Here is a 24,158-nt window from a genome sequence, read left to right as displayed (position 1 = left end):
AAACACTGCTATTACGAAGATTTACGTACGCGTAGATACCATTCAGATAGCAAGCGGACTTGTTTCTCTGTATAGCCTTTTTCCATCATACGAGCGACGAAATCGTCGTGTTTCTTCTGATCTTCAGAAGAGGTCTTAGTGTTGAAGGAGATAACTGGCAGCAACTCTTCTGTATTCGAGAACATTTTTTTCTCAATCACAGTGCGCAGTTTCTCGTAACTTGTCCAAACTGGGTTAGTCCCGTTGTTGTTGGCACGAGCACGAAGCACAAAGTTGACGATTTCGTTGCGGAAATCTTTCGGGTTGCTTATACCGGCTGTTTTTTCGATTTTTTCTAGTTCGTTGTTTAACGCAGAGCGGTCAAATAGCTGACCTGTTTCTGGATCGCGATACTCTTGATCCTGAATCCAGAAATCTGCATAAGTGACGTAGCGGTCAAAAATATTCTGACCGTATTCTGAGTAAGACTCTAGGTATGCGGTTTGAATTTCTTTGCCAATAAACTCGACATAACGTGGTACTAAGTAACCTTTTAAGAATTCGAGATACTTCTCAGCGGTTTCTTGTGGGAACTGTTCACGTTCAATTTGTTGTTCAATGACATAAAAAAGATGAACGGGGTTAGCTGCGACCTCTGTTTGATCGAAGTTAAACACGCGCGATAAGATCTTAAATGCGAAACGTGTCGATAACCCCGACATACCTTCATCCACACCTGCAAAGTCGCGGTATTCTTGATAGCTTTTAGCTTTAGGGTCTGTGTCTTTTAATGTTTCACCATCGTACACTCTCATCTTAGAGAAGATGGATGAGTTTTCAGGCTCTTTTAGGCGAGAAAGAATACTAAATTGCGATAACAACTCTAACGTACTCGGTGAGCACGGTGCTTTCGACAACTCCGAGTGGTCGAGCAGTTTTTGGTAGATTTTGACTTCTTCTGCTACACGCAGACAGTAAGGAACTTTGACGATGTAAACACGGTCGAGGAATGCTTCGTTGTTCTTGTTGTTACGGAATGTCTGCCACTCGGATTCGTTAGAGTGGGCGAGAATCATGCCATCAAATGGTAGGGCAGACAGACCTTCAGTACCATTGTAGTTGCCTTCTTGGGTTGCAGTTAATAGAGGGTGAAGCACTTTGATTGGCGCTTTGAACATCTCTACGAACTCCATCAAGCCCTGGTTAGCACGACATAGCGCTCCTGAGTAGCTGTAAGCATCAGGATCGTCTTGAGAAAAATGCTCTAGTTGTCGAATGTCCACTTTACCTACGAGCGATGAGATATCTTGGTTATTTTCATCACCTGGCTCGGTTTTAGCGATCGCAAGTTGGTCTAGAATAGATGGTCTTACTTTCACCACTTTGAACTTAGAGATATCGCCGCCAAACTCATGGAGGCGTTTTGCCGCCCAAGGCGACATAATCGAGCGCAAATAGCGCTTTTCAATCCCGTATTCTTGCTTGAGTAAATCACCGTCTTCATTGACATCAAATAAGCAGAACGGGTGGTCATTGACTGGGCTACGTTCGCCATTGGCGGAAAGCACATAAACTGGCACCTGTTGCATTAGTGCTTTGAGCTTTTCTGCCAAAGATGATTTACCGCCACCTACGGGACCGAGTAAATACAGAATTTGTTTGCGCTCTTCAAGCCCTTGAGCGGCGTGTTTGAGGTAGGAAACAATTTGCTCGATGGCATCTTCCATACCATAGAAATCTTTAAATGTGTCGTAACGAGAGATGACGCGATTGGAGAAAATACGACTCAGTTGTGGGTCTTGTGCGGTATCAATAACCTCTGGCTCACCAATTGCCATCAATAGTCGCTCTGCAGCATTGGCGTAAGCGCTCTTGTCGTCTTTACAAAGCGCTAAAAAATCTTGTATTGATAATTCCTCATCCTTTGAGGCTTCGTAGCGCGCTTGGAAATGGTCGAAAATACTCATAATGAATTCCCCTCTGAACCTGTCAAACTGACAATAAACCCGCATAGAAAAGCAAATCCTTTCTTACTTAAGATTAGTTGGCTTTTAGAATTTTGCTTAAAAAATATGTGTTTAATTGCAATTTGTGACCGAGAGCTAGTTGTCAGACCACGCTGAAATGTAACGTTCAAAATTAGATATTTATCTGGTAAATGAATGCCTAATAGAATTGTTAAGTTACGAGCTAGATCATGATTTATTTTTTGCCTCGAAATATAATATGGTTGATTTAAATAGAGTATCCACATAAATAAAACAAAAGTGACGGGAAATGCTAAAAAAATTATCACTGAAAAATAAACTCGCGATCTCAGCGAGTGTTGCCATAGTCATCGGGGGACTGTTGGTTGAAGGACTTTCGTTTCGAGCTTCACTAGAAAGGCTAAATGTTGAAGTAGAGCAGCGTCTTGAAAGCACTGCATCATCATATAACCAATATGTATCAGATTGGATTCTATCAAAAGAGAGAGCGCTAACTTCGCTATCTCAAGAGTCCAAGCAGCAAGATATCGTTACACACCTCAAACAAGTTAAAAGTTCTGCAAGTTTCGATAATGTGTTTCTAGCATACCCGAATGGCGGGCAAGATAACGCCAATGGAGTCGTTCTACCTTCCGGCAATGATGATCCACGTGTGTGGGGATGGTATAAGAACGCGGTGAAGCAACCAAGCAAAGTGTTTATGGATAACCCTACGGTTGCAGCAGCGACAGGTGCGAATGTTGTATCTTTAGGGAAGGCTTTAGATCTTCACGGACAACAAGTAGTACTCGGTGCTGACGTCGAAATTACTGATATCTTGAGTGGTATGGAGAAGGTTATCCTACCTGGTGACGGTTATATGTTTATCGCTAATGATCAAGGTAAGGTTTTTGCTCATCAAGACACCAAGCTGCTCAACAAGTCGCTGCAAGAACTCGGTCTGAATGAGAGTTCAATTAAGCAAGCAGTAGCTTCAGGGCACAATATCAATGTTGAAGTGCTTGGTAAAACGTCAGTCGTTTATGCGAAATCGATTGATGGCAGAGGGCTAACGACGGTCATTGTCGTTGATTATGACTCTTTGGTATCACCTTTATTTAGCGCAGTATGGGGGCAACTCCTTGTTACTGGTATTGTTGTCGTAATCTGTACAATTTTGTTTAACCTATTGTGTAACATACTGTTCCGTCCTCTAAACAATGTTTCCTTAGCGTTAGAACAGATAGCAAATGGTAGCGGTGATTTGACTCAGCGTATTAAGGTGGAGTCACAAGATGAAGTTGGCAAACTTGCACACAATTTCAATACTTTTGTTGGTAGTTTGCAACAATTAATTGGCCATATCCGCGAGCAATCATCTCAGCTCACACAACAGTCTGAATCAAGTACACGTCGTGCCCAAAGCTCTGTTGATGAGATACATCATCAACAACAAGAGATTACAATGGTTGCTACCGCAGTGACAGAATTGGCAAGTGCGACGCAAGAAATTGCATCACATGCCGAGAGAACGGCGCAAGCCGCTCAAGATTCAACAGTAAGTACTGAAAGTGGACATGAGTTAGTGGAAAACACTAAAGGTTCGATAAATAAACTTGCCAATGAACTACAAAGCGCGAGCGATGTTGTGGGTGATCTTGAGCGACACGGTCAAGAAATTTCAACCGTGTTGTCTACGATTCAAGGTATTGCAGAGCAAACAAATTTACTGGCATTGAATGCAGCAATTGAAGCAGCTAGAGCAGGTGAACAAGGTAGAGGTTTCGCTGTCGTTGCAGATGAAGTTCGCGTACTTTCTCAACGTACTCACTCATCAACAGAAGAGATTAAAAACACGATTGCTGTTCTTCAAGAAACAACGAGTAGGGCGGTGTCTATTATGCACAACAGCGCTGATCTCGCAGGGCTTTCAGTAGAAGATGCAGACAGAGCGGCCAATGCGCTGGGTGAAATCAACCAAGCGGTTACACTGATCAGTGATATGGCGACGCAAATTGCTACCGCTGCGGAAGAGCAAACTCACGTCACTAGCGAAATTACTCAGAACATTACGTCAATTAAAGATGTCGCAGACCAATTGGTTGTTGGTGTAAATCAAAGTTCTGAGGAGTCGTTCCAAGTTAAGAGCCAAGCTGAAGAGCTAAGTGCTAAAGTTGCAACATTCAAGTTATCATAACTATTTGTTATTAAAATAAAAAAAAGGGACTGAATAGTCCCTTTTTTCTTGGTCATTTAGGCTCTAGGCATTGAAGATCTGCTTGAGTTCATTTGCACACAAATGATACTGGCGCGGGCAGTTACGCCATGTGTTTAGCATACGACGGTACTTGTCTAGCATTGGCATTTGCGCATTAAAGTGGTGTTCACCTTTACTAAATTGTGGGTAAAGGCCTTCTGAGTCAATTAGGAAGCGTACGTAATTTACAAGTTGTGCCTCAGAAGCAATATCGAAACCTAAGAAAGTTAAGCGGCGCTGGTCAACATCTTGTTGCTCCTGTTCAGAAAGCATTTTGTTGGATTCTTGCATCGCGTGATACATCTCCATAATGTCGATAATTTCGCGACACTCAGCTTCAACTAAACAACCAAAATCTTTGTTAAGTTCTCGCATTTGAAGTTCGTATCCGCGCTCGACAATAGTCTGTAGACGCTGGTACTTGGCTGCATTTTCTTGATCTAATTGCGACATCAGGTAGTACTGGTTAGATAGGATCAAACGTTGAGCGTTGGTCATTTCCATGGTGGCCTCACTAAAATAATCTAATACATTTTTAATGTGCTTAGGTTATCTGTTCCTTGTTGAGTGAAACATGATCTCAACACATATTTAATATGAAAAGCACAAAGATTCAGCAACAATTTTGCTTGTTATTTATGATAGTTATTGTAGATGTAGTCACTGTCAGAAAACACCCTTAATAGCTCGGGTTTAAAGACAGCTAAAACGGCGGCAGTCATCCCGTTGAGGAGTCCTTCAGGAAAAGCGAGGAGTGGGGTGAATATCAGGTAATTATCAAATATCGTTTGCCAGTCGTATTCAGTAACAATACTCAAATATACAGAATTAGCGATTAGGTGGAGGGTGCCCGTTAGCCCACCATTGAGAAAGCCCGCGATGAATATAAAGATAAAAATATTCCTCGGTAGGTAGCGATAACTTGCCAAAAATATCGAGTAACTAACCACAATGGGAAACAGGCAGGACAAGACTAAGTACTCAGGGATGGTTTGAAAAGCAAGCTCACCAAATAAGGCCATAAGGACACATATGACGATGGCAAGAGCAAACGCACTCTGCCAGCCATACATCAAGGTCAGAGCAGTAATCCCGAGAAAATGGATAGACAGGCCCTCTTTCACCCCTACATCAGCCGACCAAAGCACATACAGTGCAAAGATAATCGCGAAGGAAATATTCTGAAATGAACGTTCGTGTATCAGTTTTGGCAGCAACACCTGTTTGACATCGCGCCATATAAAGAGCACCGCAATGGTCACCAAGATGAATGCAAGCAATTCGTCTAATTCCACCTAGACCTCAAAAAAAATACCAACCGAGACGGTTGGTATTTTTTACGAATTAGAGATGAAGTGGTATCAGTATTTAACGTTTGAGTGATACTGCTCAAGAATTGATACGATTTTGTCCATGGTTTCCTTTGAAGGTGGGTTTGTCCCTTCAAGTGGATATTCGATACCAAGTGCTTCCCATTTATGCGCACCAAGCTTGTGGTATGGGAGCAGCTCAATCTTTTCTATATTGTCCATGTCTTTAATAAAGTCGCCAAGCATGTGTGCGGCCTCTTCATCGTCGGTGTAGCCAGGGACGACGACATAACGAATCCAAGTTTTTTGCCCAATCTTATGCAGGTAGCGGGCAAAATCGAGTGTTCGCTTATTAGATACACCGATGAAATCGTGGTGAACTTCGTCTTGCATATGTTTAAGGTCAAGCATCACAAGATCAGTTGCTTCAAGCACTTCATCCACGACATCGGTGTGCTTACGAATGTAGCCGTTTGTGTCTAAGCATGTATGAATGCCCTCTGCATGTGCAGCGCGGAAAAAATCACGGACAAACTCAGGTTGCAGCATTGCTTCACCACCGGAGCAGGTTACACCCCCTCCTGATGCATTCATAAAATGCCGATAGGATTTGGCTTCATTAATAATCTCTTCAACGGTCACTTCCTTACCACCGTGAGTATCCCATGTATCGCGGTTATGACAGTACATACAGCGCATAAGGCAACCTTGCAAAAAGACAATAAAACGGATACCAGGTCCGTCTACTGTCCCACAGGACTCGAAAGAATGAATACGACCAGTTGTTGACATGTGCTCATCTCGTATTTAGTAATTTGTGCGTTATTTTATTACAAATAGTGGGGTTTAAATAGGGTTTGATATTCAGAGACACAACATTTTGCTAAATAAGAAAAAAAAACATACTTGGGCTAAAATGTATGTTATAAAAATGTTGCAAATATAAGAATATTAATAACAAAAAGAAAAGGTCTGGCTAGACAAGTATTAATGCATACCACTGATGTTAAGGGATTATTTATGGATATGCTTGCATTATCTCAGAAGCAAAAAGTCATGCTATTTCTCGTTGTTTTAGCATTAGGCTTTGTTGCTTTAGCAGGATTCACATCCTCACGACTCACTCAAATGAGCGATCAGTACCACCTCAGTAGTGATGTCTCTACGGGCTCTATGTCCATTTACCAGACTCAGGCCAAGATTCTGACGTTAAGTAGTAACTTAGATAATTTGAATGGCGCCCAAGTCTCTCAGGCAAAGCAGGAAATCGCGGAGATTGTTACTGCGGTTAACGAGGATGTAGAGTTTCTCATCAAATTAAGCCTGACTAACCAAGCAGATAACCTTAAGCGTAATGTAAAAGTGTTTGAGTCAGCAGCGAATCCTTGGTTGAATCTTAAGCAAGAACTGGGGTTTACTATTGACGAAGGAAAACTGGGTGAGCTTAAGCAGTTGGCCAATACCATTGAAAAGAAAATTGAAGAAACAGGCATGGTAACGCTTAACTCAGATTTCCAAGCCATGGTGAAATCACAGCAAAATTATTTGTTACAACCAAATGAAGAGAATCTAAAGCTGTTCAATCGCGCCATGGGGAGTTTTGAAAGCATGTCTAATGTTTATGCCATGCTTGAACTTTATGAAAAAGAGATCGAACAATACAAATCCACATTCGTAAGAGTGAGTGAACTTTCACGCCAACTTGGTACCGTTGAGCAGCAGCTACTAAGCTCAAAGTCGCAACTGACCCAATTGATCGCCATTATTACCAACGATTTAGAAGGCATTTCTACTCAGTATCAATCATCTGCGGAGAAAACATCTGAGCAAACACTTTGGTCGATACTTGTTGCGTGTGTAGTGTTAGCTGTATTTACTGTTGCAATTTTTGTAATGCAAAGCACATCATTGGCTAAATCTTTAGCGAGAACACGTAAAGTGTTGCATGGGCTTTCAAATGGGGATCTATCTCAACGAATGATGATGACGAAAAACCCTAACGATGAGTTTAATCAATTAGCGAACAGTATCAATGAAAGTTGTGAAAACCTAGGTGGCTTGGTCAGAGGAGTGCAAGAAAGTAGTCAAGCGCTATCAGGTAACGCTGTAGAGCTAAATCAAGGGCTTGATATGTTGGTACATCACCAATCTGAAGTGCTAGGGCAAACCCAACTTTTAGCTTCGGCAACAGAAGAGGTGAGTGTAACGACCCAAGAAGTGTCAAATTCACTAGAGTTTGTATCAGAGATTTCTCGCTCTTCAACCCATGCTGCAGAAGAAGGGGCAAAAGTAATTGGCGCCGCAATTGGCTCACTTGAAGAGGTCGGTACGATATTAACCTCTGCTGCTAGCCACATTCAGTTGCTCGAACAAGCCTCGTCGAAAGTTGATTCAGTGATGGAAATTATCAACGGTATCGCGGAGCAAACTAATTTGCTTGCTCTTAATGCGGCGATTGAAGCGGCGAGGGCTGGTGAGCAAGGGCGGGGTTTTGCCGTTGTTGCGGATGAAGTCCGTAGCTTAGCCGTTCGAACGGTTGACGCGGTAACAGAAATTTCAGGCACCATCGACACAATGAAAAAAGAGAGCGCTGAGGTTATTCAGTTTATCGGTCAATCTGAAACGTCGATGTCGGCGGGGCGTCAGCGCGGACAAGAAGCGATGGATGCGCTTAAACTGATCACCGAAAAAGCAGACGAAGCTTCACATCAAACGGAAGTGATCTTCTCCTCTATTAAAGAGCTAGCGACAACCAGTCAATCTATGGCCGACAATATGACGCAAATCTCTGCTGCGATGAAAGAACTAGAGCAAAACAATGAACAGCTGAAAAGTGTTAGTGGTGTTGTTGAAGAAAGGTCTGGCAGCTTGAATCAAGACTGCCAGAAATTCACAATCTAGTTATTTAAAAGAAAGCGTATAACGCAAAACCTCCAGTGCCATATACGCTTTCTGGTGCTTCTTTATAATCTGGCGTTTTAGCTGTGGCGGTTAACGTCGCGCCAAAGCTTTGATTGTACCAAGCAAAGCCAGCTACAGCAGTCGCTTGGCTGTGTTCTAGCGTAACATCGTAAATGCTTGGGTCTTGCCCATTTCGAATTGCGTAATCATTGACACCTGAGCGATCACCTTCAACGGTAATATCGTTAAAGCGATAACGAGCTTCGATACCGGTAAAGATAAACCAGCCACCTTGAGAACCTCCGAGCATACCAGCGCGGAACGGGTTTTCGTTATCGATGTTGGCAGCACCCATGTTACCAGCTAGATCAGAACCCCAGCGGAACATTAAACCTGTAGAGATATCGCTACGGAAATTACCGGCATTTATTTCTGAGATGTTAGAGATCTCCCAGTCTGTGTTAGCGATAAAACGTTGACGTATAAGATTAAAGTGGCTTAGGTAACCGACGCTAGCGGCAAAGCTATCGTCAACCTGATACGCCCATCCATTGGGTTCGTCAGATTTTGTTATTGAATGGACGATTTTCTGTGCGTCTTCAGAGAGTGCTTTATCACCAGTTACACCCAGAGTGACATTAAAGCGCTGAGCTTGTTGTGGATGAAGGCTGATATAGTTGAACTCAGTGTGTAAGTAGCCTGCATATGGCCTGTCATTGACCATGGGCGTTGTCGATTCAATATCCGATGGTGTGTACATCTTGTGACCAAGAACAAACTCGAATTTGTCTAATGAAGCGCCACCCCAAAAAGAAAGGCTGAGAGGGGCAAATATCGGATCAGGTGTTATTGCGCCAGTGGTATAGCTTAGAAACAGTCCGTTGGTGTAGTCTTGATCAACACCGAAAATGCCATCGTTATCAATAGAGAAAGAAAAAGTCGACTTTTCAGAAGCTAGACTTGCCGCCGAAGCGAGCAGAAGGGGCAGAATAATGGTACGGTTTAACTTCATAGGCTTATGCTTAACTTAATTGGAATTCTGATAGTACAGGATTAATTGAACTAATGGATAGCAATTAACATACCAGTGAAGTGAATTGTGCACCGTATCTCTCATTTTGCAGTAACTGGTTGATAGAAAAAATAAAGCCCCGCATTGAGCGGGGCTTTTTTAATCATTCATTATGTTGAGATTATAGAGACTCAGTGAATGTACGTGCGATTACGTCTTTTTGCTGTTCAACAGTTAGAGAGTTGAAGCGAACAGCGTAACCAGATACACGGATTGTTAGCTGAGGGTAGTTCTCAGGGTGCTTAACTGCGTCTTCTAGAGTTTCACGGTTAAGAACGTTAACGTTCAAGTGTTGGCCGCCTTCGATGCCTTGCTCATGGTGGAAGTAACCATCCATAAGACCAGCAAGGTTAGCGCGCTGTGAACCTTCTTCTTTACCTAGTGCGTTTGGCACGATAGAGAATGTGTAAGAGATACCATCTTTTGCATCAGCAAACGGTAGTTTACCTACAGAAGTTAGTGAAGCTACAGCACCTTTCTCATCGCGACCGTGCATTGGGTTAGCACCTGGAGCAAATGGAGCACCGGCTTTACGGCCGTCTGGCGTAGTACCAGTCTTCTTACCGTATACCACGTTTGAAGTGATAGTTAGGATAGACTGAGTTGGGATTGCATCACGGTAAGTCTTAAGCTTACGGATTTTACCCATGAAGTTAGAAACAAGTTCACAAGCCATGTCATCAACACGTGCGTCGTTGTTACCAAATTTAGGGTAGTCGCCTTCGCTTTCGAAGTCGATTGCGATGCCATCTTCGTCACGGATAGGCTTAACCTTACCGTATTTGATTGCAGATAGAGAGTCAGCTGCAACAGATAGACCAGCGATACCACAAGCCATAGTACGACGAACGTCACGGTCATGAAGAGCCATTAGAGCTGCTTCGTAGCTGTATTTGTCGTGTGAGTAGTGGATAGCGTTTAGCGCAGTCACGTATTGCTTAGCTAGCCAATCCATCAGGTTGTCTAGACCAGCCCAAACTTTGTCGAAGTCTAGAACTTCGTCAGTCATTGCTTCAGTCTTAGGACCTACTTGGATCTTAAGCTTCTCATCTACACCGCCGTTGATAACGTACAGTAGAGTCTTAGCCAGGTTTGCACGAGCACCGAAGAATTGCATGTGCTTACCGATAACCATTGGCGATACACAACAAGCGATAGCGTAGTCATCGTTGTCGAAATCTGGACGCATTAGGTCATCATTTTCGTACTGGATAGAAGAAGTATCGATAGACACTTTCGCACAGAACTTCTTGAAGCCGTCAGGTAGCTGCTCAGACCAAAGTACAGTGATGTTTGGCTCTGGAGAAGGACCCATAGTGTATAGCGTGTTTAGGAAACGGAAGTTAGTACGTGTCACTAGCGTACGACCGTCAACACCCATACCACCCATAGATTCTGTTGCCCAGATTGGGTCGCCAGAGAATAGCTCATCGTACTCAGGAGTACGTAGGAAACGAACCATACGTAGTTTCATTACGAAGTGGTCGATCATTTCCTGAGCTTGTTCTTCAGTGATGATGCCAGCTGCGATGTCACGCTCAACGTATACGTCAAGGAAAGTCGAAGTACGACCTAGAGACATTGCTGCGCCGTTTTGAGATTTAACAGCTGCTAGGTAACCGAAGTAAGTCCACTGGATAGCTTCTTGAGCTGTAGTCGCAGGACCAGAAATGTCGTAGCCGTAAGATGCTGCCATTTCTTTCATTTGACCTAGTGCACGGTGCTGTTCTTGAATCTCTTCACGAAGTTGCATGGTCATTTGTAGATCTTCGCCTGACTCAAGTTTCTCTTGAGTAGAGTGGAATTGAGCTACTTTGTCTTTGATTAGGAAATCTACACCGTATAGAGCTACACGACGGTAGTCACCGATGATACGACCACGACCGTATGCATCAGGAAGACCAGTTAGAACACCAGACTTACGACATTTTAGGATGTCAGGAGAGTAAACATCGAACACACCTTGGTTGTGTGTTTTACGGTACTCAGAGTAGATTTTAGAAACTTGTGGATCAAGTTCACGACCGTAAGCTTTACAAGAACCTTCAATCATACGCACGCCGCCGTTAGGCATAATAGCGCGTTTTAGAGGTGCTTCAGTTTGAAGGCCAACGATTGTTTCTAGATCTTTGCTGATGTAGCCAGCGTCGTGAGAAGTGATGGTAGAAATTACAGAAGTATCAAAATCTACAGGTGCGTGAGTCGCGTTTTCCTGTTTGATACCTTCCATAACTTTAGCCCAAAGCTGGTTAGTTGCTTCAGTGCCTTCAGTAACTAGGAAAGACTCGTCGCCTTCATATGGTGCGTAGTTCTTCTGAATGAAGTCGCGAACGTTTACTTCGTTTTGCCAATCACCTTCAGCAAAACCTTCCCAAGCTTTAGCAAATTGCTCTGCCATGACATACCTACCTTTTTAGTAGAAAAAACACGTACCTGTCCGATCCGTTGAGCGAGTCGGATTCCCATTATTGGGGCGGTACACTCTTATGAATAACAATATGTATAGTCTTTAAAATCGAACAGCGAAAGGGCATAAAACTATATATATTGTCACTACTTTTTATATGGTGTTCTATTGACTTGGATTCAAGGATACGCTAAAAAAATTTGCAAACCTTAAACTAAATCAATAAATGGTCCGTTATTTAAAGTATTTTTTAGTATTAACCAAAATATTAAAAAAAAGTTGAGAGCCTTACGCGGCTCTCAACTCATTGTTGACTACAGGAGTGCTGGGATGCCGTATTGGCCTTCAAGCATGCCTACTGCCAACATAGCAACTAGACAGATTACAAGTACACCGACTGGAATCACAATCTTATCGACAAATGACAGACGCGCCGCGCGCTCCTTATCGCCAATTAGACCGTTGTTGTCGAGTAGCATGGTTAATGCCCAAGCAAGCACTGGGTTTACGACAGCAGAGCCGAAGATACAGATGCCTGCTGCTTGAGAATCTTTTGAATCTTTAACCATCTGCATACCCGCCTCTAGTAGAGGAAGAGAGACACCTACAAGCAGAGCAACACGCATCACAGGAGGCCACACTGCGATATCCATAGGGAAGCCTAAGATGGCTATGATCATCACTAACAGACCAAGAAGGATTGCACCCGCTGGAATTGGGCGCTTAGCGATCGCTGCAGGGATCATGTAAGTCCCCCAAGATGACGTAATGTTACCACCACCGACTGCTGTACCAACCATCTGACGGATAGAACACATGGTCATTGTGTCATCAACGTCCATCAGCACTTTTTCAGTCTTTTTAGGGTAGTTTAGTTCTTGGAAGATACGGTGACCTAGGAAGTCAGGAGACCACATTGCTACCGCCAGGATTGCAAATGGTAGAGAAGCAATAAAGTGCTCTACAGTAGGAAGACCTAGCATCCAACCTTCTTCAGTGCTACCCCACCAGTAAACTGGGTTTAGGTTTGGTAGACCCGTTTCGGTCACAAATTTAATGTCGAAGCCTGCGCCTAGTACAAGAGCAAGTAGTAGACCAGTAAAGGCACACACAGGAATAGCAAGCCAACGTTTGTTTACTTTTGCCAAGAATGCGTATAAAGCGATAGTGACGGCTAAAACGATAAGACCGACGTAACCCATACTACCCGCGGTAACAGTGTCCGATTGCAAACCAACAGCCCAAGACTGGATCGAGTTGATTTGACTCATGGTCCCCGTTAAGCCTAAGAAGATCAGTAAGCCCCCCGCAGTACCTTGTGACGTCAGATTAACCAGTTTAGAGCCACCTTTTAGGAAGCTAAGCAGTAAACCAAAAACACCAATTAGGATTGCCAATGCAAGAGGGTGGGCACCTGCAAGCGCGATGGTACCGATAAGAGGGATCATTGGGCCGTGGTTACCCGCAAGGTTAGCTTTCGGGTTAATAAAACCGGAAGCTAATACACAGAATAGTAATGCAGGAATAAGCATCTCTACACGTGCTACCTCAATCGCAAACTCTTTACCTAAATTGACGTGATCCCATGCTGCGGTTAGGCCTTCAGCCCAAGACATCATTACAGCAGAGTACATCGCAATGATACCGATAGTGCCTGCTAGTGCAGGAACCAAGTCTTCAAGTTCGAAACGGAAGTCGCGACCAGGAAGGTTTAAACCAAAGCGACGAGGCTTCATGATTTGTAATTCGTGGTCTAGATAGTCTGAACGGCTTTCAAATTCAGAAGCTGGACGATGCAGCTCTTGATAGCTCTTGTTTTCGATATCCGAATCAGAGTGCGGTTTATTGACTGCGTCTGACATAGATTCCTCATATTCTAAAAAGTTAATGATTCTTCAAAGAGTGACCCGATTATTATTCTGTGACGGTCGCTCAGCAAAAACCTGGCGTAGCTTCCTGCAACTGCTCCCTGGTCTACCTCAGTGTAGCGCACTTGCTGTGTGCTATAGCATAGAGGATTTAAAGATAAAACGTACGACTATTGAGGCTTTTATCTTTGACGCGAGTTTAACGTGCTAACCCTTAAGAGTGATTGATTTAGATCACTTTATGAAAGGTTGTGAAAGAAAACTACACAACAAGTTAGCGTGGGGGCTGACAAAGGGTATTCTATTGAAATTCAGTTTCACAATGCGAGTTTTCTTAGCGAAATCACAAGGGTTCAAACGTAAGAAATATTGAACTTGAGATGGTTTGTTGAGATAGATCTTATTTTTATAAAAATGTTAATTAGTGGTTTTGGCTTATAGCTTGGGTGGTAGAGTGTTTTATGCGCATTTTTAAGCTCAAACGACTGCACATTGCATTATTACTCATATAAAGTGGTTATATATCACTGATTTGCAGGTTAATAATTTGTTGCAACTTGCACAGGGTAGTGCTAATTTGTATCGCAATGTGGGTGGAACCCAGCAGTCGGCCAAGCGTTTTAAACCAAGCGTTTGGTTATAATAAATACAGGGAGTAAAAGCGCATGAAAGATGTACCAGCGCTGGACATAAAAGAACTGCATAAAACATTTGGACAAAATGAAGTTTTAAAGGGCATCTCGTTAGAAGCTCACAAAGGGGACGTCATTTCTATTATCGGATCATCTGGGTCTGGTAAGAGTACCTTTCTTAGATGCATAAACCTGCTTGAAACGCCAACTGAAGGTGAGATTTGGGTTAACGGCGAATTAATCCAAATGAAGAACAACCGTCAAGGTGAAGCAGTCCCTGCCAATGAAAAGCAAGTTCAGCGCATCCGTTCGCGCCTTGCCATGGTATTCCAAGGGTTCAACCTATGGTCACATATGACCGTGCTTGAAAATGTTATCGAAGCACCTATCCATGTACTAGGTGTGCCGAAAGCACAAGCGCATGAAAATGCCGAGCTATTGCTTAAGAAAGTCGGCTTATACGAGCGTAAAGACTACTACCCTGGTCATTTGTCTGGTGGCCAGCAGCAAAGAGCGGCGATTGCTCGCGCTCTTGCCGTTGATCCAGAGGTAATGCTGTTCGATGAACCAACATCAGCACTTGATCCAGAGTTAGTGGGTGAAGTACTTGGCGTAATGCGTGATCTAGCAGAAGAAGGTCGAACCATGTTGGTCGTGACACACGAGATGGCTTTTGCCCGCGATGTGTCGAATCATGTGATGTTTTTGCACCAAGGTCTGGTGGAAGAGCAGGGCGACCCAGCCAAGCTATTCACCAGTCCTGACTCAGAGCGTCTGCAACAATTTATCTCGTCGATTTACTAATCGCCGTTTAGCGGCAAAACACAACAAGCAATTAAGTAAAAAATAAGAATCACAATCACAGGAGTATGGAAATGAAAAAGTGGTTATTAGCAGCAACACTGGCAGCAACAGCAGTATCCGGCGTAGCGCAAGCGAAAGAATGGAAAACAGTTCGCTTCGGTATCGAAGGAGCATACCCTCCATTTAGTTGGACAGAGGCTGACGGTTCGCTTAAAGGTTTTGATGTCGATATGGCGAACGCACTTTGTACCGAAATGCAAGTGAAGTGTAAGATTGTTGCTCAAGATTGGGATGGCATTATTCCTTCCTTACTTGCACGTAAATACGATGCCATTATTGCAGCGATGTCGATTACTGAAGAGCGTAAAAAGAAAGTCGATTTCACTGGTAAATACGCACTTATCCCTAATAAGTTCATCGCTAAAAAGGGTGCGGGTCTAGATTTCGATAACCTCGACGGTCAAAAAATCGCAGTTCAGCGTGCAACAACTCACGACAAATACCTAACTGATAACTACGGTGACAAAGTAGAAATCGTTCGTTATGGCTCATTCGATGAAGCGTACTTAGACCTTGCTAATGGCCGTGTTGCCGCAGTACTTGGCGATGCTTCAGCACTCGAAGAAGGTGTACTGAACAAAGCCGGTGGTGAAGCGTACGAATTCGCTGGTCCTTCACTGACTGATCCAAAATGGTTTGGCGACGGTTTTGGTATTGCGGTTCGTAAACAAGACAAAGACCTAACTAAGAAGCTAGACGCAGCAATCCTATCTCTACGTGAAAAGGGCGTCTACCAAGATATCGCTGCTAAATACTTCAACTACGACGTTTACGGTCAGTAATCGTTGCTAAGCGACCGTTGGTTCTTGTTCCTAGGAGTAGTAGCCAACGGTCGAATTTTATAAAGTTTAGGGATCAGGAACTTACCTATGCTGGATCTACAAGGATATGAAGCTTCGATACTAAAAGGGGCCGTAGTAACCATCGAAGTCGCGCTATTGTCGTTATTGTTAGCGATGATTTTAGGCATGCTAGGTGCATTAGCCAAAATGGCCCCATATCGCTGGGCTAGAGCTATCGCGACACTATATACCACAGTTATTCGTGGTATTCCCGACCTCGTCCTCATGATGCTGATTTTCTTCGGTGGACAGATTCTCCTCAACAACAGTTTGTATTCCATCAACGAAACTTTGAATGAGTGGTTCGCATCGAGCGACCCGAATCATGAATGGACAGCTTACTTACCCGATTATATTGATGTCAGCCCATTCATAGCGGGCGTGCTTACGATTGGGTTTATTTTTGGTGCCTATATGGCTGAGACTTTCCGCGGCGCGATTATGGCTGTCGACAAAGGAGAGTTGGAAGCCGCCAAAGCATACGGAATGAGCTCAGTACTCGCATTTCGTCGCATCCTATTACCTCAGATGATCCGCCATGCGTTGCCTGGTTTTGGTAACAACTGGTTAGTACTGTTAAAAACAACCGCACTTGTTTCGATTATCGGCCTTGAAGATATGGTACGTATGAGTTCACTTGCGGCAGGTTCGACCAAAATGCCATTTACTTTCTATATGGCAGTCGCGATCATTTTCTTATTCTTTACCAGTGTCTCGACAGGCTTCTTGAAAATGGTAGAGCGCAAATTCAGTATTCATGCGAGGTAAAGAATGGACTTTTCACTTATTTTAGAAAGTTTCCCAATTTATCTAGACGGTCTGTGGACGACCACATGGCTAGTAGGGTTAGCGCTCATTATCGGATTAGTTGTAGCGATCCCACTAGGTGTGGCACGCAACAGCCATAACTACTTGTTGAATGGACCGAGCTGGGCATTTATCTACTTTTTCCGTGGTACGCCGTTGCTCGTGCAGCTATATCTAATTTATTACGGTATGGATCAGTTCTTCCCTGTGAAGGATACTCCTTGGGAAAATGCTTGGTTCTGTGCACTAGTGGCATTCGTGCTAAACACTTCAGCCTATACTGCTGAAATTATCCGCGGTGCAATCAACGGTCTACCTAAAGGCGAAGTGGAAGCTGCGAAAGCCTATGGTATGAGTACATTTAAAACCTATCGACGCATTATTTTACCAAGTGCATTGCGCCGCGCTCTTCCAGCGTACAGTAATGAAGTTATTTTTATGCTTCACGGTAGTGCTGTTGCGGGTATCGTTACTATTGTTGACCTAACAGGTGCTGCTCGATTAGTTAACTCTCGCTACTACGCGCCATTTGAATCGTTCCTAACGGCAGGTCTGTTCTACATGGCACTGACCTTCATGATTCTTGCTTGCTTTAAGTTCGCAGAAAAACGTTTCTTAGCTTACCTAAGACCGTTGAGCTAACATGAAGAATACGAAAAAGGCTTCCTTAGGGAAGCCTTTTTTATGCAAATTTATCAATAAGATTGGGAGTTTAGCTGAGGATGATAAGAATCGTACCTGCTAAAGTCATCAAAATATTGGCGATGGCGTATGTGCCTGCATACCCAAGTGCTGGAATAGTTGATTTAGCGTAGTCATTAACAATATCCATGGCTGGTGCACATGTGCGTGCGCCAATAATTGCGCCAAATAACAGTGCTCTGTTCATTTTAAGCAGGTAGGCGCCAACTAGGTAGGCCACCACAACGGGGACGACGCTTATTACAAACGCTAATCCGATCACCTGTAAGCCAACTTGTGAGAGGTGTTCAAACATTTTGCCCCCCGCGCTGAGCCCTATACCTACCATAAAAAACATTAAACCCAGGTCTTTAACCATGTTTAGCGCTCCTTGTGGCACATAGCCGAATGTTGGGTGGTTAGCACGTAAAAAACCAAGAGTAATCCCTGAAAGCAATAGGCCTACCGCATTACCGAGGCCAAATGAGACCTGACCGAAAGTCATGGTGATTAAACCAAACATAACGCCAAGAATGAAGAAACTACAGAAAGCAAGCAGGTCTGCCATTTGGCTGTGAATCGAAATGAAACCAATTTTTTCTGCCAGACCATGCACCCGGCTCTTCTCACCACTTACTTGCAGTACGTCACCTTTGGCAAGAACGATGTCCAGATCCATTGGCATTTCGATTTGAGCGCGGACCACACGGTTCAAGAAACAGCCGTATTCAGATAGGTTAAGATCTGACAGACGCTTACCAGCGATAGAGTCACTCTTTACGACGATTTCCTCTTCAACAACACGTAGGTCAAGGAGATTACGGTCAAAGACCTCTTTACCGTTTCTAAAGCTTGGGTCTAGCCGCGCATGGCTATCTGGGAAGCCCACAAGAGCAATCTCGTCACCTTGTTGCAGGATAGCATCGCCATCGGGGTGGGCGAGGATGCCATTACGACGAATACGCTCTATGTAACAGCCAGTTTGACGGTAAATGCCCAACTCACGTAAGTTCTTGCCATCAATCCAATCGATCAGCTCTTGCCCAACACGATAGGCACGAATTATGGGTAAATAGACTTTACGTTGACCTGAACTACCTAACCCCCGCTCTTGAGCAATCTGCTCTGCTGAATCAGACAGATTTTGCTTTTGTAGCTTGGGAAGAAGCTTGGCAAACATGATCATGCTGATAAGGCCAATCAGATAAGCCATGGCGTAACCGACAGATAGGTTTTCAATAACTTTCGAAAAGTCCATATTACGTGGCGTAGTGGCTAGCCCAGAGTTTAGGGCATCTTGAGCGCCAACTAATACTGGTGTGGATGTTAGCGCGCCTGCCATCATACCGGCGGATAAACCAAAGTCTAAGCCCATCTGATGGCTTGCAAAGTAGGTGATAGACAACGCCGTAGAAAGAACGACCAAACTTATGATGAAGTAGTGTTTACCGTCTCGGAAAAAGATACCGAAAAAGTTTGGCCCTGCCTCAATTCCGACACAATAAATAAACAACATAAAGCCAATAGTTAAGGCTTCTGCGTTAAAGGTAAAACCGAGGTGTCCCATTACCAATGCGGTAATTAGTACACCAATTGAGTTACCAAGTTGAAAGTTGCCGAAACGAATTTTGCCAATACCTAGGCCAATCGCAAGTACAACGAAAATGAGAAGAATAGGGTTTTGTTCGAGCAAATGTACTACGTCAATGTTCACGGGCAATTCTTGTGTTGGTGCCGGGGAGTAGGTTAAGTGAGCGAATTGTATCTGAATATTGCCAAATGATAAGTGAAATATTTTATATTTTGCTATTAGCTGACTTAGGCAACAGAACCGATAAACTTATTTAATCTCAGGCACAAAAAAGCCGCTTACTGTTAAGCGGCTCTTATAGAATATCGATTACTACTAGGCGAATAGCCCTAGGTGCTCTTTCGCATAAGCTTCAAACTCATCACAGCCACCAATATGATCTTGGTCAATGAAGATTTGAGGAACAGTTTCAACAGGTTTACCGACCGTTTTCTCCAAGTCGGCTTTAGAAATGCCTTCTGCATGAATGTCTACGTAACGGTAGTTGAAATCATCACGTTTTGCTTTCAGCGCTTCAGCATGCTCTTTTGCACGAACACAGTACGGGCAAGCCGGGCGACCAAAGATAACTACGAACATATTCTCTTTCTCCTGTATTTTGTTGATTGCAACTATGCCCGAATCATTGGCGGAAATAAAGTGTCATTTGCCTCTTGATTTGATAGGTAAAATCTATTGAGCAAAAAGTAAACTTGATGGGTATTGATAAGATTCTTTGGTGTGTGCTTTAGGTCGAGAAAGCCATATAATTATTAAGGCTTTTTCTGACAAATTGCACTGGGTCATGTTTATTTGTTGCCATTAGGTGCAAGCTCATTAGACGGTTGTCACAGGAGTGCGTGTATGTTCCAGTTTATGACCTCTACCCGAATTATATTTGGGGAAGGTGCCTTGCAATCTTCGCTATCTATTTTAAATCAATATGGCTACAGCGTGCTGCTGGTTACGGGTAAAAACACCGATCGGGCTTCCCCGCTTCTTCACTATCTAGTGCAACAAAACATGCGCTATCAACATGTCGCGATCAGCGGTGAACCAAACATTACCATGATTGAAGAAACGGCATTAGTTGGGCGAAAATTCAAACCCGATCTGGTCGTTGCGATGGGAGGGGGAAGCGTTCTTGACATGGGTAAAGCGCTTGCTGCAGTGATCCCTAATCAAGGGGATGTGTATGACTATGTCGAAGTAGTGGGTCGCAATGTTCCACTAAAGTCAAAACCTATTTCGTTTATAGCAATCCCAACGACAGCAAGCACAGGCTCTGAAGTGACGCGTAATGCAGTGCTACGTTCTGGTCAAGATCAGGTCAAAGTGAGTTTACGAGATCCTGAAATGCTGGCTGACGTTGCGATAATTGACCCGACTTTAACTTACGGGACTGATCAGCTAACTTCGGGCCGTGGAGCAATGGATGCTTTTACTCATTTGATGGAAGCGTATGTCTGCGGTGACCCTAATCCGTTAACTGATATGATCTGTGAAGAAGGGCTGAGAAGGCTAAGCCAATCAATATTGCAGGCGTGTTTACAGGATAATTATGAGGCGAGGGCCAATATATCATTTGCTGCCATGCTAGGAGGAATGGCAATAACCAATGCTAAGCTAGGGGCTGCTCATGGCCTAGCATCTGCTTTGGGCGGCAAGCTAAATGCACCGCACAGTATTATTACAGCAAGGCTTGCTCCGTATGTAATGACAGAGAATATTAAAGCAGCACAAAAGGCAGGAAGAAGTAATGTGCTCGATCGATACAATAAAGTAGCTCAAATCTTGACTGGACGTGTCAACGCGCGCCGAGAAGAAGGCGTTTTATGGGTCAATATGATGTTAGATAAGCTCGCGTTACCAACACTAGATAGTTTCGGTGTTTGCGCAACTTCTTTTGAGGACGTTGCTGATGACGCGCTCAAATCTGTTGCAATTAAAGGCAATCCATTACCACTAACGAAGCAGAGACTAACGTATATTCTCCAGCAGGTTTGCCAGTGTCAGAACCAGTGTGAAAATGTTAATCACTGGGCTGAAGAGTCAAATGCGAGAGTAGTTGTACAAGTAAACAAGAAAGATCAGGGAAGCTACCAAGACAGTTAATATGGTAAAAGTGATGGTTAGGGGTAATAAAAACGGAGTAACTATGTACTCCGTTTTTGTCTAGAGCTGAGAAAGCTTATCGTAGCGAGAATCTTTCAAAACATCTTTAACACGTTTGAGGTTTTCTCTAAAGCCTGTTCCGCGCCGTAGAGTAAAGCCAGTGGCTAATACGTCGATGACGGTCATTTGTACCACTCGGCTTGCCATAGGCATGTAAACATCGGTATCTTCAGGGACATCAAGTGATATAGACAGCGAGCTTGCTTTGTCGAGTGGTGAATCTTTTGCCGTAATCGCAATAACCGTAGCGCCATTCTCACGGGCTAGGTTGGCTATTTCGACTTGACTCTTGGTGCGACCAGTATGAGAAATCAGCACAATTACGTCGTTGTCTGTACAGTTAATACAGCTCATACGCTGCATTACGATGTCTTCAAAACAGGTAATTGGGATGTTAAAGCGAATGAATTTGTTCTGAGCATCTTTCGCAACGGCAGATGATGCACCTAAGCCGAAGAAAGAGATGCGTTTGGCTTGGGTAAGCAAATCGACGGCGCGGTTGACCTGCATTGCATCTAAGCTGTTTTTGGCTACGTCGAGACACGCCATTGTCGATTCAAAAATCTTATGGGTATACGCATCAGGACCATCGTCCTCTTCAACATTGCGGTTTACATAAGGCGTACCATTAGCCAAACTTTGAGCAAGGTGGAGTTTAAAATCTGGAAAACCTTTTGTATCTAAACGACGACAGAAGCGGTTAACAGTAGGCTCACTCACATCAGCCATTTTTGCTAGTGTAGCAATACTAGAATGAATAGCAGTTTGCGGTGAAGCCATGATTACTTCGGCAACTTTGCGCTCAGACTTGCTAAAGTTTTCTAGATTTTTTTGAATTTTTTCTAATGTGTTCATAGTGTTCACGAGGGTATAGAGAACAACTCACTGGATATACCCGTATGTTAATGATGGGGAACAAAGCGTCACCCAAAAAAGGTAAGTGCAATCCAGCGCCATGGAACCAGTATAAACCTAAGCTAAAGGTTTACCGTAACTTTTCTAATAAGCAATTGGCTAATATATGACAAGCCTCAAACAAAATTTTGGTTAAACTACAGAAATCTTGATTCTGCCGCAGAAAATTTCAATTTAAAGGCTTGTGTTGATAGGCAAATTACAAATTTGGAGAAAGAAAATTTCACTTTATTCGCTTAACGCAAGTATCTGCTGCGCTAACTTTTCTATCCTGCCAAGTAACTTGGGCGCCTGCTTAGCGATCTCTCTCTGCTCTTCGAGTACTGAACTTAGAATATCGCAACTGGTTAGAGGGTTTGCCAACACAACGCGGAAAACGATGGTGTTCAAACGCCCCCACTGCTTAGGGTTTAAACGAGTGCGAGACACAAATGACTTACCAGTCTCTCGTTGACGTTTTTGGATAAACTTGGTCAGTTCATTGAGCAACTCGTTGAGTTGTTCTGTCTGATTTCCTGATGATTTATCGAGAGCAAGACGAATGTTCGCTGGTAAGTAACGATAGGTAAGAAGACACAGTTCTGGTTGTGAAACGAGTTCGAAATCTGCTTGTTGCTCAATGTGGTTAGCAAAGAACTTGGCCTTGTCTATGCTTTGGTCGATCAGTAGCTCGTAACCAGGGCGGCTAATAATATGCATGGCCGCATATACCAGCATAGCCATTCCTGAACGTGAGCCTTCTAAAGTATGGCTGCCTAAGTCTTTAGATCCCTTCCGCAATATGTATTGGGCATGATGCTCAATAGATTTCATTGCATCAGGCTTTTTGAATAAGACCATACCCGCGCCCATTGGGATGTAGAGCTGTTTGTGTGCGTCGATAGTGACAGAGTCTGCAAGCTCAACACCATCTAGTAAGTGTCGATAGTTATTTGACATTAGAGTCGCACCACCCCATGCCGCATCAACATGGAAATGACACTCTTCCATTTGGCATATCTGAGCCATTTCTTTGAGTGGGTCGATGTTGCCTGTTTCCGTCGTACCGGCCACACCGACCACCGCGAATGGTTTGATGTTTTGCGCTTTGAGCTCGGTGATTCGTTGCTGTAAAGATTGTGGGCAAATACGATTGTTACTATCTGTTTTAACCGCTACCAAGCCTTCTTGACCAATGCCTAGAACATCTGCCGCTTTCTTGAGAGAGTAGTGACCACGCTCGGAAACTAATACGGCTAATCCTTCATAGCCATAATGTTTCATTGCTTTGTACAAGCCTTCTTTTTCTACTCCTTTAAACTCACCGTGCGCTTTTAGTGCATTATTGCGCGCAACCCAAAGCGCGGTAATGTTGGCGACAGTGCCACCTGAACAGAATGCTCCTAAAGAATGGTTGGCGCTGTGCATCCATCGACTGTAAAACTGGTCTTTTTCTCTATAGATAAGGCGGTGCAACATACCAAGTACTTGGCGTTCCAATGGAGTAAATGCTTTGGAGGTTTCAATCTTAACCAGGTTCTGGTTGAGAGCGATCATGATTTTTGACAGCGGCATTAAGAAGTAAGGTAACGCTGACGTCATGTGGCCAATAAAACTTGGTGCAGAGGTGTGAACCGAATGAGAGACCAGTGTATCGAGCAAATGCTGAGTATGATCCGAGACAAATTCGGGTTGTTCTGGGATTGACGCCTGCGAGAAGTCTTTTTCAATATCACGTAGTGGCTTTTCTTCAGCCACGATGTGTTCGCGCAAAAACTTATTTAAGTTACGCGATAACTTCTCTTCAATTTTTGTAAGCGTTGAGTCTGGCCCTTCAGGGACGGTGAAGATTCGGAGTAAGCTCTCGAAACTCACATCAGCCGTTTTATGTTCCGATATCATACAGCTACATTGCTCTAATCATTTTTGTTG

18 protein-coding genes are annotated in these 24,158 nt (G+C 43.7%); 7 read left to right on the top strand and 11 right to left on the bottom strand.

Going from position 1 to position 24,158, the window contains the following annotated elements:
• Window positions 1-11: 11 nt before the first annotated feature.
• Window positions 12-1,946, bottom strand: coding sequence for a PrkA family serine protein kinase (locus tag APB76_RS11100; RefSeq protein WP_049844940.1), 1,935 nt, complete (start codon window positions 1,944-1,946; stop codon window positions 12-14).
• Window positions 1,947-2,256: 310 nt separating this feature from the next.
• On the opposite strand from APB76_RS11100, the gene APB76_RS11095 reads away from it, so the two are divergent.
• A complete protein-coding gene (locus tag APB76_RS11095; RefSeq protein WP_049844941.1) occupies window positions 2,257-4,143 on the top strand; it encodes a methyl-accepting chemotaxis protein in 1,887 nt (628 codons plus the stop codon).
• A gap of 63 nt (window positions 4,144-4,206) precedes the next feature.
• Here the strand turns inward: APB76_RS11095 and APB76_RS11090 are convergent, their stop codons facing one another.
• The 3 genes from APB76_RS11090 to pflA form a co-directional block, all read right to left on the bottom strand.
• The gene (locus tag APB76_RS11090; protein ID WP_049844942.1) at window positions 4,207-4,707 is read right to left on the bottom strand and encodes a YfbU family protein; all 501 of its coding nucleotides are present in this window, start codon (window positions 4,705-4,707) and stop codon (window positions 4,207-4,209) included.
• Between the two features lie 128 nt (window positions 4,708-4,835).
• Window positions 4,836-5,498 (bottom strand): energy-coupling factor ABC transporter permease, encoded by a 663-nt coding sequence (locus tag APB76_RS11085; RefSeq protein ID WP_054961659.1) that lies wholly within the window; start codon window positions 5,496-5,498, stop codon window positions 4,836-4,838.
• 66 nt (window positions 5,499-5,564) lie between these two features.
• A complete protein-coding gene (gene pflA / locus APB76_RS11080) occupies window positions 5,565-6,305 on the bottom strand; it encodes a pyruvate formate lyase 1-activating protein (RefSeq protein ID WP_049844944.1) in 741 nt (246 codons plus the stop codon).
• Window positions 6,306-6,533: 228 nt separating this feature from the next.
• On the opposite strand from pflA, the gene APB76_RS11075 reads away from it, so the two are divergent.
• Entirely contained in the window at window positions 6,534-8,414 is a 1,881-nt protein-coding gene (locus APB76_RS11075; protein ID WP_054961660.1) for a methyl-accepting chemotaxis protein, read from the top strand.
• A gap of 4 nt (window positions 8,415-8,418) precedes the next feature.
• Here the strand turns inward: APB76_RS11075 and APB76_RS11070 are convergent, their stop codons facing one another.
• The 3 genes from APB76_RS11070 to APB76_RS11060 form a co-directional block, all read right to left on the bottom strand.
• Window positions 8,419-9,426, bottom strand: coding sequence for a lipid A deacylase LpxR family protein (locus APB76_RS11070; protein ID WP_054961661.1), 1,008 nt, complete (start codon window positions 9,424-9,426; stop codon window positions 8,419-8,421).
• Between the two features lie 181 nt (window positions 9,427-9,607).
• Window positions 9,608-11,884 carry a formate C-acetyltransferase gene (gene pflB, locus APB76_RS11065; protein WP_054961662.1) on the bottom strand — a complete coding sequence of 759 codons (2,277 nt, stop codon included), beginning with the start codon at window positions 11,882-11,884 and terminating at the stop codon, window positions 9,608-9,610.
• A 323-nt stretch (window positions 11,885-12,207) separates the two neighbouring features.
• On the bottom strand, window positions 12,208-13,755 hold the full coding sequence (locus APB76_RS11060; protein ID WP_054961663.1) for a DUF3360 family protein: 1,548 nt from the start codon (window positions 13,753-13,755) through the stop codon (window positions 12,208-12,210).
• Window positions 13,756-14,426: 671 nt separating this feature from the next.
• Here APB76_RS11060 and APB76_RS11055 point away from each other — a divergent pair.
• The 4 genes from APB76_RS11055 (at window position 14,427) to APB76_RS11040 (ending at window position 17,548) form a co-directional block, all read left to right on the top strand.
• On the top strand, window positions 14,427-15,197 hold the full coding sequence (locus APB76_RS11055) for an ABC transporter ATP-binding protein (RefSeq protein ID WP_054961664.1): 771 nt from the start codon (window positions 14,427-14,429) through the stop codon (window positions 15,195-15,197).
• Window positions 15,198-15,268: 71 nt separating this feature from the next.
• Window positions 15,269-16,039 carry an ABC transporter substrate-binding protein gene (locus APB76_RS11050; RefSeq protein ID WP_049844950.1) on the top strand — a complete coding sequence of 257 codons (771 nt, stop codon included), beginning with the start codon at window positions 15,269-15,271 and terminating at the stop codon, window positions 16,037-16,039.
• A gap of 87 nt (window positions 16,040-16,126) precedes the next feature.
• Window positions 16,127-16,867 carry an ABC transporter permease gene (locus APB76_RS11045; RefSeq protein WP_049844951.1) on the top strand — a complete coding sequence of 247 codons (741 nt, stop codon included), beginning with the start codon at window positions 16,127-16,129 and terminating at the stop codon, window positions 16,865-16,867.
• 3 nt (window positions 16,868-16,870) lie between these two features.
• Complete coding sequence (locus APB76_RS11040; RefSeq protein WP_049844952.1) at window positions 16,871-17,548, top strand: ABC transporter permease; 678 nt, start codon at window positions 16,871-16,873, stop codon at window positions 17,546-17,548.
• A gap of 70 nt (window positions 17,549-17,618) precedes the next feature.
• Here the strand turns inward: APB76_RS11040 and APB76_RS11035 are convergent, their stop codons facing one another.
• Entirely contained in the window at window positions 17,619-19,301 is a 1,683-nt protein-coding gene (locus tag APB76_RS11035; RefSeq protein WP_054961665.1) for an aspartate:alanine antiporter, read from the bottom strand.
• A gap of 192 nt (window positions 19,302-19,493) precedes the next feature.
• Window positions 19,494-19,757 (bottom strand): GrxA family glutaredoxin, encoded by a 264-nt coding sequence (locus tag APB76_RS11030; protein WP_049844954.1) that lies wholly within the window; start codon window positions 19,755-19,757, stop codon window positions 19,494-19,496.
• A gap of 264 nt (window positions 19,758-20,021) precedes the next feature.
• On the opposite strand from APB76_RS11030, the gene APB76_RS11025 reads away from it, so the two are divergent.
• A complete protein-coding gene (locus tag APB76_RS11025) occupies window positions 20,022-21,272 on the top strand; it encodes an iron-containing alcohol dehydrogenase (protein ID WP_054961666.1) in 1,251 nt (416 codons plus the stop codon).
• 60 nt (window positions 21,273-21,332) lie between these two features.
• On the opposite strand, the gene APB76_RS11020 is transcribed toward APB76_RS11025, so the two are convergent.
• Together APB76_RS11020 and panP are read right to left on the bottom strand one after the other, a co-directional pair.
• The gene (locus APB76_RS11020) at window positions 21,333-22,187 is read right to left on the bottom strand and encodes a MurR/RpiR family transcriptional regulator (protein WP_049844956.1); all 855 of its coding nucleotides are present in this window, start codon (window positions 22,185-22,187) and stop codon (window positions 21,333-21,335) included.
• Between the two features lie 288 nt (window positions 22,188-22,475).
• On the bottom strand, window positions 22,476-24,128 hold the full coding sequence (gene panP / locus APB76_RS11015) for a pyridoxal-dependent aspartate 1-decarboxylase PanP (RefSeq protein WP_054961667.1): 1,653 nt from the start codon (window positions 24,126-24,128) through the stop codon (window positions 22,476-22,478).
• Window positions 24,129-24,158 lie beyond the last annotated feature (30 nt).

The sequence above is a fragment of the Vibrio bivalvicida genome, assembly GCF_001399455.2.
In the GTDB taxonomy this organism is placed as follows: Bacteria; Pseudomonadota; Gammaproteobacteria; order Enterobacterales; family Vibrionaceae; genus Vibrio; species Vibrio bivalvicida.
The sequence above is the reverse complement of the archived record's forward strand: the minus strand, read 5'-3'. Positions and strand labels throughout refer to the sequence as shown.